This window comes from Streptomyces sp. NPDC058457, assembly GCF_042720695.1.
Classification (GTDB): domain Bacteria; phylum Actinomycetota; class Actinomycetes; order Streptomycetales; family Streptomycetaceae; genus Streptomyces.
In genome coordinates, this window is record NZ_JBHXLU010000106.1 from 1 (window position 1) to 17,001 (window position 17,001).

A 17,001-nucleotide genomic window follows, 5' to 3' on the forward strand; every position below is an offset into this window, starting at 1 on the left:
GCCCGGGCCAGCCGGTAGGCGAGGCCCTTGCCCTGCGGGCCGGTGCCGCCGAGCACCCCCACGACCAGACCGGAGACGTCGGGCAGGTCCCAGGGGCCCTCGATCGGCGCTTTGCTGAGTCGTTCGGGCGCGTCCGCGGAGGATTCGGTGGCGTCGTCTCTGATGGTCACGGCAGGAGCCTTTCGTACGGCGAGTGGGAAGTGGGCGCGGCTGGTCCGTTCACGTCTCTTGACGCACTCTTCAGGCCACGGTCAGACTCACTATAGGTGAAAATGCTGTTTTCGCGGCGATCGGAGAACCGGCGATGGAGTCGCAGGAACGCGTGAGGACAGGGCCCCTGGAAGGGCTTGTGGTGGTCGACCTTTCCACGACGGAGCCAGGCGCCTTCGCCACTCAGTTCCTCGCGGACTCCGGTGCCGACGTCGTGGGCATCGAGCCTCCTGGAGGCAGTCCCCTACGTTCCCGGGCGGCGTGGCCGGCTTTGGCGCGCGGCAGGCGTAGCGCTGTGCTGGATGTACACGACGAGGCCGACCGCACCGCCCTCTTCCGGCTCGTCGAGCAGGCCGACGTGTTCGTCACCACCATGCGGCCCCGCACGCTCAAGCGGCTCGGCCTCGAACGGGAACATCTTGAGCAGCGCAATCCCCGGCTGGTCAGCGCAGCCATCACCGGCTGGGGGTCCGACGGTCCTTGGAGCGACCTGAAGGGCTACGAGGGGCTGGTCATGGCCAAGTTGGGCATGTTCCACGTGAAGCGGGACATCGTCGTCAGGCCCGGCCCCGCGTTCCTGTCGGTGCCGTTCGCGACGTGGGGGGCGGCTCACACCGCTGTCCACGGCATCCTGGCGGCGTTGTTGGAGCGGGAGAGCAGCGGGTATGGCCAGCATGTGGAGGCCGACCTGGTGCGCGGGATCGGCACGCTGGACACCTGGACATGGTTCACGGAGCTGGTCGGGCTCCGCTGGCCGGAGGCGTATCGCACGGTCGAGGCCTACACCCCGGAGGGGGAGCCGCATTCGACCTTGGTCTACCCGTTGCTCGTGGCGCGGACGAAGGACGGGCACTGGCTCCAGTTCGCCCAGCTCGGGCCGCGCCTGTTCGCCGCATTCCTGACGGAGCTGGGCCTTGTGCAGTTGCTCGACGAGCCCAAGTGGGCAGGGTTTCCGGACCTTCGGACCCAGGAACTGCGCACGGAGTTCTGGGAGATCCTTCTCCAAAGAGTCGGTGACCGCACCCTCGCGGAATGGCAGCAGGTCTTCGAGAGAAACCGCGACGTCAACGCCGAGGTCTTCCGATCCGGTCCGGCTGTCCTCGAGCACCGGCAGCTCGCCCACGACGCACGCGTCACCGTGGCGGGTGGGGTACGGCAGCCCACGACCCTCGTGCACGTGGACGGGAAACCCCTGACATCGGCCCGGCCCGCACCCCGTCTGGACGAGCACGGGGATCCGGTGCGGGCCCTGTCGGCGAGCGGTGGGCCGGTTCTCCCGCCCACGGATGCGGCTGGCGGCCTGGCTCTGAAAGGAGTCACGGTTCTGGACTTGGGCGTCATGTTCGCCGGTCCGTTCGGGGCCACCCTCCTGTCCGACCTCGGGGCCAGGGTCATCAAGGTCGAACCACTCGAAGGCGACGCGATCCGCCGGGTGTTCCCCTTTCCCGAAGCGGGCGGAGCCAAGGTGATGCAGGGCAAGGAGAGTATTTGCCTCGACCTTCGTACGGACGAGGGCCGCGCTATCGTCCACGAACTCGCCCGCCGCAGTCATGTCGTGCTCCAGGCGTTGCGGGCCGGAGCCGCCGAACGCGCCGGCGTGGACACTGTCACGCTGAGGGCGGTCAATCCCGACCTCGTCTATGTCGACGCCTGTGGGTACGGCGACGGCGGCCCGTACGGGGCGCGCCCCGCCTACGCCCCTTCGATCGGCGCGGCGGGCGGGGTGGCGCTGACAGACGCGCCCCACGCGGGGGCCACGGCCGGCTGCCTGGCGGAACTCAAGCGGAGCGCGGTGCAGTTGTACGGCGCCGCTGCGAAACCCTCCCTCCAGGCCGACGGCCTGGCCGCGTTGGCGGTCGCTTCCGCAGCGCTGCTCGGCCTGCTGGCGCGGGCCCGCGGTCGTGCGTTGGCGCCCTTGACGACCTCGATGCTCGCGACGGTCACTCACGCCCTGCTCGACCGGGTCATCGACTATCCCGGCCGTCCCGCCTCTCCGGACGTCGACGACGAAGGGTGTGGCTTCCACGCCCTCTACCGCATCTACCGAGCCGCCGACGGCTGGATCTTCCTTGCGGCTCCGGCGGTGAAGGAGTGGCAGCCGCTGGCCGCCGTGCTGGAGCTGGGCGGCACCGGGCGTTTCGGCACTCCCGAGGCGCGTACCGCGCACGACGCGGATCTCACCCGAGTCTTGGCAGACCTCTTCGCCACACGCCCCGCTGCCGAGTGGGAAGAGCTGCTCACCGCGGTCGACGTGGGCTGTGTCCAGGTCACGGAACAGCCCCCTGAGGTCGTGATCCAGACGCATGAGGAGCTGGCCGTGCAGTATGCCTCGACCGCCGAGAGCCCGGTCTTCGGCGAGCACTTGCGCCCTGGGCCCACGGTCCGCTTCTCCCGGTCCGCCACGCAGGCGAAGGGCGGCTGCCTCGCCGGGGAGCACACCGACGCCCTTCTAGGCGAACTCGGCTACGGCAGCGGGGAGATCGCAGCGCTGCGGGAGCGCGGAATCGTCCGCTGAACCGGACTGCGTCGGCGGTCGCCGATTGACAGGCGCGTCGTTCGGGCTCATTATGAAAATGACGTTTTCAATGCATGAGGCAAGTGTGTCTCGTGCGGGGTCGACTGGAACGGAGGTCTCCGCCGACCTCGATGACGCCGACATGTCGATCGCGGACGGCACCACGTGTCGCGGCGGCAGCTACGACGGCCCTACGACCGTGGCCGGCTCCACTCCGTCCTAGGGGACGCCGTCCCGTAAGGCGGTGCGGTCATCGATCTGTGTGGGGCACCGCAGACCTGTCTCGTCGCATTGCCATGCCCCGCTTCCGGGAGTTGAACCATGGTCATGACCGGCCCTCAGCGTGAGCTGCATCCCCGCCACGGCACCCATGAGCCGACGGTCGGCAGTCCCGCTCGCTCACCAGGATCAATCCGCCGCACCACCAGCATCGACATGCTCCGCCTGGACGGCTTGGACGGTCCGCTCGTCCTGGCCGGACGCGGGCGTGATCTGCTGACCGCTGCCGACGGGACGGCGCGTTTGGTCGCGAAGGCCAGCTGCCGCGCCGTGGTCGACTACACGGGTGGGTGGGCCCTCCGGGAGTTGATGACCGAGCCCGCTCGCCCTCAGCTCGCTGCCCTGATCGGCGGCCGCACCTCCTCCGGATTCCGGAGCCGACTGGATGAGTCCGACCCGTCCCTGACCGCACAGCACAACCTGCTACACCTGCTCTTGGACGAACTCCCCGTGGTCACTCTTGTCTCCGGGCATGCGGTGAACGCCGGCCGTACCGGACCGGTCGCGTCGCGAGGACGTCCGGTATTCCGGGAGAACCAGTGCGCCGGTTTCGCGACCGGCGGGACCATCATGGTCGAGCTGCGCAGAGACGGGAAAACGCCCGTCGTGACGGGTCCGGAAGCACCGCGGCTCAGCGTCGTGACCGACCCGCTCGCCTGGCACGGCACCGACCCCCTGCCGCCCGGGGCCATGCGTCGGGTCCGCCGCACCGACGTGTGCCCAGGCCTCCGGGCGACCGTCGACGGCCTCTTCCGGGACTCGTATGTGCTGCCCGACGGCACCGAGACCGTCATCCACGAGTACACGCTGAGCGCGGTAGTCGACACGCGTGCCGGTTCCGTGGTCTCCTGCGAGGCGGCGCCTCGTGTCCTGCCCTGGACCGAGTGCCCTGCCGCCGCGGCGAGTGCCACCCGCCTGGCCGGACAGCCCCTCGCTGACCTGCGCCGGCGGGTACGGGAGACCTTCGGCGGCACGGACACCTGCACCCACCTCAACGACATGTTGCGCGGGCTGGCCGACGTACCGGCCCTGTTGTCCACGCTCGCAGAGGATGGTCCCGCCGACAGCTGAAGTGATGACGAGAGGTCGGCGTGCCGATTACGAGGTCGCTGTCGAATTCCAATTCACGTATCCAACCTGGCGCGGGTAAATGGCGATTCATCCGGTGAGATGAATCGCCATGCATGCTGGCCTTTCATTTCGGAGGGGGAGTGCTTGTGCCTGATCAGATGTCTGTTGAGTCCGCGGCTGACGCACACCCGGTGGCACGTGCGCCGAGCGCTGTGCGCCGGACCGCACCAGGCGAACAGCTGAGCGTTCGTCCGGCGGTTCCGGTGCTGGCTTTCGGGGGCATCCTCATGGCGGTCAGGCAGACCGCCGTGGTCCCCCTGCTGCCGCAACTGCCCCGGTTGACCCATTCGTCGGTCGCCACAGTGTCCTGGATGGTGACCGCGACACTCCTGGCGGGTTCAGTCCTGAATCCCGTCCTCGGTCGAGCCGGCGACATGTACGGCAAGAAGCGCGTCCTGCTCCTGGCCCCGGCACTCATGACTGCCGGCTCCGTGTAGTGCGCCGGTACCTCGGACATACGCCTGCTCATCGCCGTAGCTCTGATGAGCTCCACGGTCGGGATCGGCGCGACGCTCGGCCTGCCGCTGGCCGCCCTCGTCGTCCAGTACACCGACTGGCATGTGATGTTCTGGGTGTCGGGTGCGCTGGGCGCGTTCGGACTCGCGCTCGCTGCGTGGGCCGTCTGCGAGTCACCGCTACGGCAGCCGGGACGATTCGACATCGGTGGTGCACCGGGCCTCGCCACGTGGCTGGTGTGCCTGCTGCTCGCCGTCTCACAGGGCGGTGAGCGGGGCTGGTGGACCTCAGGCCGGCCTCTCGTCCGCGCGTGGCGCCCCCTCACATCGCTGCCCTTCTCGTCGGATTCGCCTTCTACGCCAATTCCCTGGTCACCGCCCGACTCGTGCAGGCGCCCACCGCCACCGGACATGGCCTCGGACTGCCGATCGTTGCCGCCGGCCTGTGTCTGCTGCCCGGCGGTGTCCTCATGCTGCTGCTGTCCCCTGTGCCGGCCCGCATCTCGATGACACGCGGGCCTCGCGTAACCCTGGCACTCGGCGCAAGCGTCATGGCGTTGGGATACGTCGTCCGCATCTTGGACAGTCGCGACCCGTGGGTGATCGTCCTGGGCGGTGCCGTGGTCTCCACGGGCACGGCCCTGGCCTACTCGGCCCTTCCCATGCCCATCCTGCGCGCCGTGCCCGTCGCATAGCCCGGCTCCGCAAACGGCGTCAACGTCCTGATGCGGACCATCGGCCAGTCCGTCTGCAGCGCCGCCGTCGCGGTCGTCCTGGCACACCACGCCGCCACCATCGGGGGAGAGTCGACGCCCACGCTGCACGGATACCTGCTCGCGTTCGCGATGGCCGGGACGGTCGCCGTGGCCGGCTGCGCGGCCGCCCTGGCCGTTCCACGGGACGACGTCGAGCGCCAAAAGACGTGAAGACCATGAGGAGACGCGCAGTTTGACGAGGTTGAACGGTGTGGCGAAGGTGTCCGTCGGAGGGCCATGCGGCGGGATACCGAGGCCACCAGGGCGGCCATCCTCCTTGCTGCTCACTACATGCCTTCCCGTCAGTCCCATACCGACGTCACCCTCAGTGCTGTGGCCGACCGGGCCGGGGTCAGTCCACCGCTGATCATGAAGTACTTCCGCAGCAAGGACCGCCTCCTCGCCCAGGTGATGTCCTTCGAGAGCGACGCCATGGTGCTGTTGGACGCGCCGCTCGAAGACCTCGGCCGCCACATGGTGCGGCACGTCCTCGTCAGTCAGACGGAACAGGGGGTCGATCCACTCCTGCGCATCGTTTTCGTCTCATTGCAGGAGGGTCTGGGCGACATTCTGCGTGCGAACTTCCGTCACGAGGTGCGCGACCGCCTCGCCGAGCGCCTCGACGGCCCTGACACCGGTCTGCGTGCCGAACTCGCCGTCGGCATGTTGCTCGGTCTGGGTGTGATGTACGGCATCGCTCGGGGCGAGGCGCTGCGGGCGACGTCGACGGCCACTGCCGTCGAGCGCCTCGGGCCGTCACTGCAGCGTTGTCTGACGGAGTGACAGTAGCTCTTTTCGGTCACCTGGAAAGAAGAGAGGCTCCCCATTCGAAAACCCGAAGTGATGCCGCGCACATAGGGTCGGGGTCGGATCAGGGCCGTGTTAGCGTGCGGCCGTGAATTTCCCCGGAAGGCTCGACATAAGTGCTCCAATCGAATTTCCAGACCTGTTCGGCGACAGCTTTATCCGGAACCCCTACCCCTGGCTGGACCTCTTGCGGTCCGAGTCTCCCGTGCACCACGACCCCGTCACCGGGCTGTGGCTGGTGAGCCGCCACAGGGATGTGCGACAGGTACTCCTTGCCCCCGATCTCTTCCTCCCGGACAACGCTCAACACGCAATCACCGCGCTGCCGGTCTCCGTACTGCGGGTACTTGTCAGGGCCGGCTTCACGCTCCCGCCCGCGCTCGCCAACAACGGAACTCCGAGTCACCCCGGCCTGCGGCGAGTCGCCACTCGGTTCTTCAACGCGCAGCGCGTCGCTGAAGCCGTACCGGTGATCGAGCGCATCGCCACCGAACTGCTCGCTGACGTGAAGTCGCAGCTGGCCGCCACCGGCAGCTGTGATCTGTTCACCTCGTACGCGCAGGTGCTCCCCTGCAGAGTGCTCATGGAACTCCTCGGCATCCACGGTGTGGACCCGACCACCCTGATCCGTTGGAGCGATGCCTCATTGGAGCTTTTCTGGGGCAGACCCTCGCCCGAGCGGCAACTGGAGCTGGCGGAGCTTGTGGTGGCCTTCCACCAGTGGCTCACCGAGACCGTGCGCACTGGCTGGGTTTCCTCCGAGTCCTTCATGGGAGCGCTGAGCCGTCACCGCTTGCCTGACGGCGCGCCCCTGGACGCCGAGACAGCGGTCGCAGTGTGTTTCTTCGTCTTCGTCGCCGGCCAGTCCACCACCGGGCAACTCATTGTCACCGCTCTGCGCCGGGCGCTGGTCGATCCCGGGATATGGCCGCGCACGGCATCGGAGGCGGGGCTGGCCGAGGCCTGGGTTGAGGAGACACTTCGACGTGAGCCGCCGGTGACCACCTGGCGCCGCGTCACCGCGCGACCGACCGAAGTGGACGGGAACGAACTCCCCGCGGGTGCGCGCATACTGCTCATGCTCCTGGGCAGCGGCTCAGACCCGAAGGTCTTCCCCGACCCGGAGCGGATGTGCCCGAACAGGGCGAACGTCCGCCATCATCTGGCCTTCGGAGCCGGACGTCATCGATGCCCGGGTGCGTCTCTTGCGCGCACGGAGGCGGCATTGGCCCTGCGGGCGGCAGCCCGCGCTCTTCCTGACGCTCGTCTGTCAGCCGAGGCCGCGGCACCTCCGATGCTTGGCCTGCTTTCCTTCAGGGCACCCCTGGAGGCGGCGATAGAACAGCCGTAGACAGCCGCATTCTGGGTTTTCACACCCCCTGTGACCTGCGTCTGCTCGTTTGCGAGCTCGCCGGTGACATGTTGCACATATGCAGAGAGTTGACGGAACATCACCGGTTCCATGACTCTCTTGATCACGACTTGACGCTTCACGGCAACAGCCGCTTGAGGGCGTGCACGACCTCGCAGTGCGCGATCCGTGCTCAGTCGTTCGTACGCGATCCCTCGTCAGAGATCCGGCCCAGCACCCTGTGTGCCGCGTGGCGAGTGATTCCAGCAGCGCGTCCTGTTCTGCCTTCGGTGCAGCGGCTGCCGCGCGCCACCTGCCGGCTTCGCGTGCCGTCATCCGTTCCCACCTTGCCCGGAGGTTCCGTGCCCCCGCAGTACTCCCCGCATCCACCCGGCCATCCATCGGCACTGCGGCACGCGCCCGACGCCGAACAGCGGACTCGCGTTGACCACCTGCGCGAGGCCGTTCACCGGGCTCAGCGGGCCTTTGTCGCCGTCAACCTGGTTCCCTTTGTCGTCGGCATAGTGCTGTCCTGCTTTACCGACATTCCCGCAGTCGCGGTGCACGGAAAGCTCACACTCGGCCTGGCGTGGGGCGTCTTGCAGTGCGTACTCTTCGTCACCACCACCTGGTGGTACGAGAATCGAAGCACACGGTTGCTCGATCCCGTCGAAGAGTCGCTGACGGCTCATGTGCACCGGACCGAGATGTCGGGAGCCGTCATTGGCAACGGCTCCCCGGCGGTGACGCGGTGACCATGGACATCCTGAGCTCGGGCATCATCGACCCCATCGGCTCGGGCGCGAGACGCCCAGTGATCTTCGCGTTCCTCATCTTCATCGGGCTGTGTCTGCTGTGGCTCTTCACGCTCGCCACGGCGGAGGAGGACACCCCGGAGAGGCTCTACATCGCCGACCGGTCCCTCTCCCCGGTCTTCAACGGGTTCGCCATGGCCGGCGAGCAGATCTCGGTCGTCACCCTGCTGACGGTCCCGGGGACCATCGCTCTGTTCGGCTACGACGGGTTCACCTTCGCGCTTGACAGTCTGATCGCGCTGGGTGTGCTGCTACTCCTCGGGCAGAAGATACGCAACAGCGGCGGCTACACGCTCGGCGACATCTTCTCGCTGCGGGCCCCGGACAGGGCGCCCCGAGTCGCCGCGACCGCGGTGACGCTGGCCATCACCATTCCCATCCTGATGATCCAACTGCGGGCCGCCGGCGTCAGCGCAGCACTCCTGATCGGCACCCCGACCGATGGGGCCGAGGTGCTGTGCACAGTGCTGATGGGTTGCCTCGTCGCCTGCTTCGCCGCGGTGGCGGGCCTGAAGGGGAACAGCTTCATGCACGTCGCGAAGGTGCCGGTCACCATCGGGACACTTGCCGCAGTCACTTTGCTGGCACTCAGGAAGTTCCACTGGGACCCCGGAGCTCTTCTCTCGGCCGCGGTCAGGAAGAGCAGCGCCCCGAGCGGCTACCTCCGCCCTGGAGGTTGGCCGTACACGGCGAGTCTCGGCTCGCTCAACACGTTCTGCGACCACATCGTGGTCATCCTTGGTACGGCCGTGATGCCTCATCTGATCCTGCGGGTCGGCGCGTCGCGATCCGGGCGTTCGGCGCGGCGATCCATGAGTATTGCCACGGGGTTGGTGGGTGTCTTCATCCTTCTCCTGATCACCACGGGCTTCGCATCCGTCGCTGTGGTGGGCGCCACGAACCTCACCGCGGTCGACCCGGGTGGGCAGGCCTCCCCGATCTTGCTGGCCTCGGAGGTACTCGGCGACGGGTCGACCGGTCGTGTCGTGCTCATCACGGTCATGGCGTGTGTCGTCTTCCTCGCCGTGCTCACCACCGTGACCAGCGTGACGTTCGCCGCTGCCGTCTCCTTCGCCCACGACGTGTTTGCGCGGGGCAGGCGCCGCCGCACGGACACCGAAGAGGTGCGGGCTCTTCGTGTGGCCGCCGTCGTCCTGTGCGCGGTATGTCTGTCTCTTGCTGCAGCCATCCACCGGTACCCGACCGAGTTCCTGATCGCTTTCTCGATCAGTGTTGCGGCCTCATGCGTCTTCCCCGTGTTGATCTATTCCTTGTTCTGGCGCCGGTTCAACCGTAGAGGACTGCTCTGGTCCGTCTACGGCGGGCTGCTGCTGTGCACCGCGCTCACAGCCTTCTCGCCCATCGTCTCCGGGACCCCATTCGCGCTCTGGCCGGAAGCGAGCTTCGACTGGTATCCGTACCAGACCCCGGGGCTGGTGTCCGTGCCTGCGGCGTTCGTCCTTGGGTGGCTGGGCAGCATCACCGCACCGGCCGCCCCCGAAGTCGGCTTTCAACGCATGCAGTACAGAATCCTGACGGGTCGGGAGGCCGAACCCGAGACGGCCGCTGATGCACGGCGATAGGGAGCTGAACCAGCCGTCCGAACCGGCGCCGCTCAGGCGCTATGGGCGGTACGCCACGACCGTGCGGTCGAGTTTCGAAGGTCGGCCTGCCTCCGCTGAACCGACGAGTTCGGAGCCAGCCGATGTCGCGGTGCTTCCACTACGCCGTGGCGTTCTTCAGAGGGCCCTTGCGGATCTTGCGACGGCTGGCCGACGTTGATGCGACCTTGTCCTCGGCGATGGTCGCGGGAGACGGTCGCAGTGCCGAACAGCCCGTCCCCGGTCACGGTTGCGAGGGACGGGCGGATTCAGCCGATTGCCGCGTGAGGAGGGCCGGTCCCTCAACAACGGGCAGTCGGTTCCGGCACCCGACAGGATGCGGCAGAGATGACATGGGCGACGCCGGGGTGTCGCTTGATGCACACGGCAGTTCTTCCCGGCCTGGCTTCGTGCGACCGGGCGATGAGTGCGGTGGTGCTATCGGTGGTCATCTCTTCTGCTGGACTTCAGGATCCACTGATCCAAGGGGGCCATGGTCAGGGGATATGGAACCTGGATCACATGGGTGCCGCTGAGTTCAGCAGGTGCGCGGCGGTGGTAGCAGCACAGCGGTCTCGATCGGATGCCACTCGGCCGCTCCGGTGTCGTGCCGGACCTGACCGAAGGGCTGATCGCCGAAATGAATTCCGAATCCGAAGGTGTCCGGTTCGCTCAGTTCGGTGAGAAGTCGCTCGCGTGCGGCAGGAACCGCGTGAGGATCGGAGTCCGGTGCCGAACTCCATCCGGTGTAGCCCATCTGAGCCGGTGTGTGGAAGGTGTCTCCGAAGGCGATCAGCCGCTTCCCGGATGCTGTCGCAATCACATACGAGGTGTGACCCGGGCTGTGGCCCGGCGTCACGAGTGCCACAACCCCCGGCGCTACTTCCTGTTCATCGTGAATCACCTTCAGGTTTGTGCTCTGGCGGAGCGTTTCGATGATGGTCAGCTGCTCATGCTCCTGACCGGCGCCGGTGTGATCGACAGGCTGGTTCGCGAGTTCGGTGTCGGCGATCGCGTACTGCGCGTGCTGGAACGTGGCGTGCGGCTCGCCCTTGGTGTCGGTGGCGAATGCCCAGCCGGTGTGGTCGCCGTGCAGGTGGGTGAACGCGAGCAGATCAATGCCTGCTTTGTCGACGCCGATCGCGGCCAATGTGGTCAGGAAGTCACCACTGTTTCCCCGGCCGACGCCCGTATCCATGGTGACCATGCCTAGGCCGGCGTCGATGAGGAGACGGAAACCATCCCGCTCGACCAGCAGGCCTCCGGCGGACATCGCAATCCTCCCGTTCGTGTCGAGCATGTCCGGATGATCGGCCCAGTACTCAGCGGGGACCGAGCTCAGGAAGTGTTGCGGTTCCATCGCCATGGCGCCGTCGACGATGTAGGTGAAAGTGACGTCATCGAGTTGTAAGCGACGTACGGCCGCCTGATTGCTCAGCTTTCCGACGTTTGCGGTCTCGGCAGTGATCATCTTTGCTCCTGGACGACAAGGTGAACTGAGGTTCATGAAATATGGTGAGGCATGGTTCACGTTGTGGCAAGTCCAGACCTGTGCCGCTCCCGCCGCGCGGCGCCGTCCTGGTTACCTCGAGTTCCATCAGGCCCCGGCGCCGGATGGCGGGTGCTCGACCACCTTTGCTCCCTGTCGGGCCATGCTGGCCAATCTGCACCGCGTGCGGGGAAGCCGGCTGTTGATTGGACAGCCGGACGGTCGGCCGGCCGGTGGCGCTCATCCCGCACCGCGTGCCGGAGGTGGCCATCTCGGCCAAGGCGGCAACCGCAGCCTGAATTGCGTCTGGACTGAATTCAGTCCGACGGGCTAGGGCTCACAACGGCTAACACGATGAGCTGAATTGTCGTTGGGTGATCAGGCAGCAGGCGAGTTTGCGTCGAGCAGGGGCAGGAGCTGGGTGACGTCGTTGCGGTAGTGGCAACCAGTTGGATCGCCATCCTCGGCGGTGCGGAACGGTGTGTGCGACCTGCGGCGGCCGAGCGGCGCGGACCGGACGGGCATACCACCCATCCCCAGGCTCGATGACTGGGGACCTTGTACGTCGTTTCGGGCACTTCTTACGCTGCCGTGCAATTTAGTCGGGCCGTTTCCCTCCGTGACCCGGCGCCGACTCGCACAGGCTCGAAGGAGAGTCCCCACGATGACCGCAAGACCAGCGACCGCGGCCACCGCCACGACGCGCCGCAACCGCACCGTCCGGATCTCGGGCGCTCTCTGTGCCGCGGCCCTGCTCACCGTCACCGCGGCGGGCTGCAGCAAGAAGAGTTCCGACAGCACGAGTGCCGGCACCGATTCGTCGTCCTCGTCCTGCGGCACCGTCCCGACGGCGAAGTTCAACGACACGGCCGGCCTGATCAAGGCCCTGGGCTCGGACTACACCGCGGCGTACAGCGGCTACTCCGGCACCGTGCAAAAGAGCGCGTGGGCGAACTGGGAGGGCAAGAAGTCCGGGACGATCACGGTCGGCATCTCCGAGTCCCAGCTCACGAACCCCTACCAGACACTGATCAACAACGCACTGCAGAAGTACCTCAAGGCGCAGGGCTACAAGGTCATCGACCTGGTGTCCACCAACGAGGTCACCAACCAGATCTCGCAGTTCAACCAGTTGATCACCGACAAGGTCGACCTGATCATCTACCAGCCGCTGGCCGCGGGCTTCGAGTCGGTCGTCGACAAGGCCGCCAAGGCCGGCATCCCGTCCATCTCGGTGCTCAACAACGTGGCCGACGCCAACACCGTCAACGTCGTGCCGAACGCCTTCGCGGCGGGCGAGGCGCAGGCCGCCACCCTGGCGAAGTCCATGGGCGGAAAGGGCACGATCCTCGGCGTGCACGGGATCAAGGGCGTCCCGATCGACACGGACACCTTCAACGGTGCCAAGGCCGCACTGGCCAAGTGCTCCGGCATCACGCTGGACGACTCGATCTACACCGACTTCTCGCCCACCACCGCGCAGACCAAGGTCCAGCAGTACCTGGCGGCGAACCCGACCAAGACCATCGGCGGCGTCCTGGAGGGCGGCCCGATGACCACGGGCATCATCTCGGCCTTCCAGAAGTCCAACGTCACCGTGGCGCCGGTCGCCGACAACGGTCTGACCAAGGGCGGGGTGGCGTACTGGGCGGCCAACCAGAGCAGCTACAAGGGCGTCGGCCTGTTCAACCCGGCCGACGGACTGGCCAAGGCCGTCGTCCAGGTGGCCAAGCACATGCTCGACGGTGACGGGGTCAAGGCCTCGGACATCGTCATCAACCCGCCGCTCGTGACGAGCGACAACCTGTCGAAGTTCTCGAAGTCGAGTTTCAAGACCGGCGACGCCTCCACCATCACGGTGGGCGACGTCGGCCAGACATTCGCGGAGACGAGCTACATCGACGGCTTCTTCGGCTCGTAGGGAGCAAGTACGTTGAGCGAGCAGAGCCAGGTGGCCCTCGAAGTCACCGGTCTCGCCAAGTCGTTCGGGGCGACCAGGGCCTTGCGGTCCTGTTCGCTCCGGCTTCTGGCAGGCGAGGTCCATGCCCTGATGGGCGAGAACGGGTCCGGCAAGAGCACCCTGGTCAAGATACTCACCGGGGTGCACGCCCCGGACTCCGGCGGCTACCGGGTCGGCGGCCGTGCGGTCCGCCTCGGCGGCCCCGCGGCGGCGATCGCGGCCGGTGTGATGGCCGTCTACCAGGAGGTTCTGGTGGTCGGTCCCCGTTCGGTGCTGGAGAACGTCTGGCTCGGCGCCGACGGGGTCTTCCGGCGGAAGATCTCCGAGACGGACAAGCGAGCCAGGGCCGCCGCCGTACTGGGCGAACTGCTCGGCGAGGCACCGGACCTGGACACTCCGGTCGAAGAGCTCTCGCTGAGCGACCGGCAGGCCTGCGGCATCGCCCGCGCACTGGTCCGCGAGCCCAGGGTGCTGATCCTGGACGAGGCCACCAGCGCGCTCGACGTGGCCACCCGGGACCGGCTCTTCGAGGCCGTCGCCCGGCGCAAGGCGACCGGCATGGCCGTGCTGTTCGTCTCCCACCGCATGGACGAGGTCGACGCGATCTCCGACCGGGTGTCCGTCCTGCGCTCGGGCGAGTCGGTGGCCACCCTGGAGGCCGAGGACGCCACCACGGCCGAGCTGGTGCGCCTCATGACCGGCGCCGAGCACCTCACCGACATCCCCGAGGGCGGCGCGCCGGCGCACCGCAGCGGCCCCGCCGCCGACGCGCCGGTACTGCTACGGGTGCGCGGGCTGCGGCTCCGGCCGGACGCCGACCCGGTCGACTTCGAGCTCCGGGCCGGGGAGATGGTCGGCCTGGCCGGGCTCGAGGGCCATGGCCAGGACGCCTTCATCAAGGCGCTGTGGCACGGTCCCGCGGGTGCGGGGTCCGTCGCACGCGTGGAGGTGGGCGGCGAGACCGAGATCCGCTCGGAGCAGCGGGCGGCAGCGGCCGGCATCGGGTACGTACCGCGCGACCGGCGCGGCGAGGCCCTGTTCGGGACGCTCTCCATCCGGGAGAACTTCTCGGCCGCGACCCAGGACAGGGACACCCGCTTCGGGCTGCTGTCGCGGGCATCCGCGCTGGGCCGCTTCGCGGAGTACCGGTCCGGCCTCAAGGTCCGGATGGGCCGCGAGTCCGACCCCATCACCACCCTGTCCGGCGGCAACCAGCAGAAGGTCGTCATCGCACGCTGGCTCGCCCGCCGACCGGACGTACTCCTGCTCAACGACCCCACCCGGGGCGTGGACATCGGCGCCAAGCGCGACATCTACGCCCTCCTCGACGAGCTGACCGCACGCGGTGTCGCGGTCGTCATGCTCTCGACGGAGGTCGACGAGCACATCGAGCTCATGGACCGCGTCCTCGTCTTCCGCGAGGGCTCGCACTCCACGACCCTCGATCGCCCGTCCTTGACCCGTCAGTCCCTGGTCGCCGCGTTCTTCGGCCGCACGGTCACCCCATCGGTCGCCGGCTCCGCCTCCCCGGATGGTGACTCATGAATGCCCTCGATTCCCTGCGGGGCCTGCTCGGCAAGCGCCCGTACGCGTTCGCCGGGCTGCTCGCACTGGTCCTGCTGGTGGTCAACACCGCCCTCCAGCCGGCGTTCCTGGCCTTCGGTAACTGGGCGGCGGTCCTCGCGTCCTTCGCGCCGCTGGCCGTCGCGGCGATGGCCAGCACCCCGGCGATCCTCTCGGGCGGCGGCGGCATCGACATCTCGATCGGCCCGCTGCTGACCCTGATCGACATCGTCATCGTGGCGAACCTGCTGCCCAACGGCCTTACTTCACCCTTCGTGGTGATCCCGGTCTGCCTGGCGATCGGCGCGGCGATCGGCGCGGTCAACGGCGTCCTCGTGGCCGTACTGCGCTTCCAGCCGGTCGTGGCCACGCTCTGCGCCAACATCGTCATCGGCGGCCTGGCCACCCAGGTCCAGGGCGACACCGTCCCCTCCGGCAGCACCTCGTGGACCAAGGACCTGGCCGGTTCCTTCGGCCCGGTTCCCGGCGCGCTGCTGACCATCGGCGCCCCGCTGCTGATCTGGTGGGGCCTGTCCCGTACGCCGTTCGTCAAGGCGCTGTACGCGGTCGGCGGCGACGACGCCACCGCCTTCTCCGCCGGCGTGAACGTGCCGAAGGTCCGGATCGCCGCCTACTCCCTGGGCGGGCTCTACGCGGGCATCGCCGGAATCGCCCTGATGTCCCTCATCAGCGAGGGCGCGGCCAGCATGTCCGCGCAGTACACCCTGCTCGCCATCGCCGCGGTGGCCCTGGGCGGCACCTCGTTGGCCGGCGGCCGGGGCTCCCTGCTCGGCTCGCTGCTCGGCGCGGCGAGCATCTACCTGATCAACAACCTGCTCAACGTGGTGCGGGTGTCCACTCTGTGGTCCACCGCGATCTACGGCGTGATGCTGCTCTTCGCCGTGGTCGTGGGCGCCGTGTTGACCAACGCCCGCAGGAGGGCCGTCGCATGACCACAGACACCGCGGTCGCGGACCCGGCGGCGGGAACGGGCGGGGTTCCCCTGCTCCACACGCTCAACGAATGGCAGCGCCGGGTCCCGCTGCTCCAACTGCTCGCCCTGGCCGCGCTGTACGTGTACGGCCTGAGCACCATCGAGGGCTTCGGTTCGCAGCGGGTGCTCTACGCGATCCTCGTCAACGCCTCGCTGCTGGGGCTTGCGGGCGCCGGGCAGACCATCGTCGTCCTGGTGGGCGGGATCGACTTCTCCATCGCGGCGTTCATCTCGGCCGGCAATGTCATCATCGCCGAACTGTGCGGCACCGACCACTGGTCCACCGGGGCCGCGGTGGCGGTCGCGCTGGCCGTCGGCGTGGTGGGCGGACTCGTCAACGGAGTGCTGTCGTACCGCTTCAAGGTCGAGCCGCTCATCGTGACGCTGGGCGTCAGCGCGCTGCTGTCCGGTCTGGTGCTGAAGTGGATCAACGGCTCCGCCACCGGCGTCGCCCCGGCGTGGCTGGGCAGGCTGACCGCCGCCAACGGCACCACCGTCGGCATCGGCATCCCACCGGTGGTCGTCATCTGGGCGATGGTGGCGATCGTCATCGGCTTGGTGCTCACCCGCACCCGCGCCGGACGGAACCTCTACCTGACCGGCGTCAACCAGTCGGCAGCCCGGCTCGCCCTGGTGCGGGTCAACCGCACCTGGATCTACGCGTACGTCGCCAGCGCGGTGCTCGCCACCTGCGTGGGCATCCTGCTGGCGGGCTACTCGGGCTCGGGCAACGTCACGATCGGCGACCCCTATCTCTTCCAGTCCCTGGCGGCGGTCATCGTCGGCGGCACCATGTTCGGCGGGCGCGGCGACTACTGGCGTACGGTGCTCGGCGCGCTGGTGCTGTCGGTGGTCGCCCTGCTGCTCAGCGCCAACCAACTGTCGTCGGCCGCACAGGACATGATCACCGGTGGGCTGATCCTGGTCGTCGTCGGGCTCTACGGCCGGGAAAAGCGGCTACGCGACCGCATCTGAAACACCCAGGGCCCGCACGCGCGAGCCGGCCGGCGGTACGGTGCCGCCGCCGGCTCCGCCGGGTATATGACACCGACGAGGGCGGTCGCGTTGCCTGCGAC

The 17,001-nt window shown here is 68.0% G+C and carries 11 protein-coding genes and 2 pseudogenes; 11 read left to right on the forward strand and 2 right to left on the reverse strand.

The features are described 5' to 3' along the window. Window positions 1–164, reverse strand: a pseudogene (locus ACFWPS_RS46215) (NADPH-dependent F420 reductase); the annotation flags it as partial. A gap of 140 nt (window positions 165–304) precedes the next feature. On the opposite strand from ACFWPS_RS46215, the gene ACFWPS_RS46220 reads away from it, so the two are divergent. The 7 genes and pseudogenes from ACFWPS_RS46220 to ACFWPS_RS46250 all read left to right on the forward strand — a co-directional run bounded on the left by ACFWPS_RS46220 (window position 305) and on the right by ACFWPS_RS46250 (window position 9,901). Then, a complete protein-coding gene (locus ACFWPS_RS46220; RefSeq protein WP_383718163.1) occupies window positions 305–2,725 on the forward strand; it encodes a CaiB/BaiF CoA transferase family protein in 2,421 nt (806 codons plus the stop codon). Between the two features lie 327 nt (window positions 2,726–3,052). After that, window positions 3,053–4,075 carry a DUF2889 domain-containing protein gene (locus tag ACFWPS_RS46225; protein WP_383718166.1) on the forward strand — a complete coding sequence of 341 codons (1,023 nt, stop codon included), beginning with the start codon at window positions 3,053–3,055 and terminating at the stop codon, window positions 4,073–4,075. A gap of 158 nt (window positions 4,076–4,233) precedes the next feature. After that, window positions 4,234–5,516 (forward strand): annotated as a pseudogene (locus tag ACFWPS_RS46230) (MFS transporter). Window positions 5,517–5,582: 66 nt separating this feature from the next. After that, window positions 5,583–6,128, forward strand: coding sequence for a TetR family transcriptional regulator (locus tag ACFWPS_RS46235; protein ID WP_383718168.1), 546 nt, complete (start codon window positions 5,583–5,585; stop codon window positions 6,126–6,128). 112 nt (window positions 6,129–6,240) lie between these two features. Next, window positions 6,241–7,503 carry a cytochrome P450 gene (locus ACFWPS_RS46240; RefSeq protein WP_383718171.1) on the forward strand — a complete coding sequence of 421 codons (1,263 nt, stop codon included), beginning with the start codon at window positions 6,241–6,243 and terminating at the stop codon, window positions 7,501–7,503. Between the two features lie 362 nt (window positions 7,504–7,865). Beyond that, window positions 7,866–8,258 (forward strand): DUF485 domain-containing protein, encoded by a 393-nt coding sequence (locus ACFWPS_RS46245; RefSeq protein ID WP_383718174.1) that lies wholly within the window; start codon window positions 7,866–7,868, stop codon window positions 8,256–8,258. A 2-nt stretch (window positions 8,259–8,260) separates the two neighbouring features. Beyond that, window positions 8,261–9,901 carry a transporter gene (locus tag ACFWPS_RS46250; protein WP_383718242.1) on the forward strand — a complete coding sequence of 547 codons (1,641 nt, stop codon included), beginning with the start codon at window positions 8,261–8,263 and terminating at the stop codon, window positions 9,899–9,901. A 556-nt stretch (window positions 9,902–10,457) separates the two neighbouring features. Here ACFWPS_RS46250 and ACFWPS_RS46255 read toward each other — a convergent pair. Next, window positions 10,458–11,390 carry an MBL fold metallo-hydrolase gene (locus tag ACFWPS_RS46255; RefSeq protein WP_383718177.1) on the reverse strand — a complete coding sequence of 311 codons (933 nt, stop codon included), beginning with the start codon at window positions 11,388–11,390 and terminating at the stop codon, window positions 10,458–10,460. 682 nt (window positions 11,391–12,072) lie between these two features. Between ACFWPS_RS46255 and ACFWPS_RS46260 the strand changes: the two genes are divergently transcribed. Genes ACFWPS_RS46260 through ACFWPS_RS46275 form a run of 4 tightly spaced genes read left to right on the forward strand, consistent with a single transcriptional unit; the run spans window position 12,073 to window position 16,900 of the window. Further along, window positions 12,073–13,329, forward strand: coding sequence for a substrate-binding domain-containing protein (locus tag ACFWPS_RS46260; RefSeq protein ID WP_383718180.1), 1,257 nt, complete (start codon window positions 12,073–12,075; stop codon window positions 13,327–13,329). Window positions 13,330–13,341: 12 nt separating this feature from the next. Beyond that, window positions 13,342–14,913, forward strand: coding sequence for a sugar ABC transporter ATP-binding protein (locus ACFWPS_RS46265; RefSeq protein WP_383718182.1), 1,572 nt, complete (start codon window positions 13,342–13,344; stop codon window positions 14,911–14,913). Further along, a complete protein-coding gene (locus ACFWPS_RS46270; RefSeq protein WP_383718185.1) occupies window positions 14,910–15,884 on the forward strand; it encodes an ABC transporter permease in 975 nt (324 codons plus the stop codon). The genes ACFWPS_RS46265 and ACFWPS_RS46270 overlap by 4 nt, the downstream gene beginning before the upstream one ends. Then, on the forward strand, window positions 15,881–16,900 hold the full coding sequence (locus ACFWPS_RS46275; protein WP_383718188.1) for an ABC transporter permease: 1,020 nt from the start codon (window positions 15,881–15,883) through the stop codon (window positions 16,898–16,900). Before ACFWPS_RS46270 ends, ACFWPS_RS46275 begins: the two co-directional genes overlap by 4 nt. The last annotated feature ends 101 nt before the right edge of the window (window positions 16,901–17,001 follow it).

What these genes read in the sequence shown, in the direction of transcription:
- ACFWPS_RS46220 (WP_383718163.1), top strand. Translation starts at nt 305, where the DNA reads ATGGAGTCGCAGGAACGCGTGAGGACAGGGCCCCTGGAAGGGCTTGTG.
- ACFWPS_RS46225 (WP_383718166.1), top strand. Translation starts at nt 3,053, where the DNA reads ATGACCGGCCCTCAGCGTGAGCTGCATCCCCGCCACGGCACCCATGAG.
- ACFWPS_RS46235 (WP_383718168.1), top strand. Translation starts at nt 5,583, where the DNA reads ATGCGGCGGGATACCGAGGCCACCAGGGCGGCCATCCTCCTTGCTGCT.
- ACFWPS_RS46250 (WP_383718242.1), top strand. Translation starts at nt 8,261, where the DNA reads ATGGACATCCTGAGCTCGGGCATCATCGACCCCATCGGCTCGGGCGCG.
- ACFWPS_RS46255 (WP_383718177.1), bottom strand. Translation starts at nt 11,390, where the DNA reads ATGATCACTGCCGAGACCGCAAACGTCGGAAAGCTGAGCAATCAGGCG.
- ACFWPS_RS46260 (WP_383718180.1), top strand. Translation starts at nt 12,073, where the DNA reads ATGACCGCAAGACCAGCGACCGCGGCCACCGCCACGACGCGCCGCAAC.
- ACFWPS_RS46270 (WP_383718185.1), top strand. Translation starts at nt 14,910, where the DNA reads ATGAATGCCCTCGATTCCCTGCGGGGCCTGCTCGGCAAGCGCCCGTAC.
- ACFWPS_RS46275 (WP_383718188.1), top strand. Translation starts at nt 15,881, where the DNA reads ATGACCACAGACACCGCGGTCGCGGACCCGGCGGCGGGAACGGGCGGG.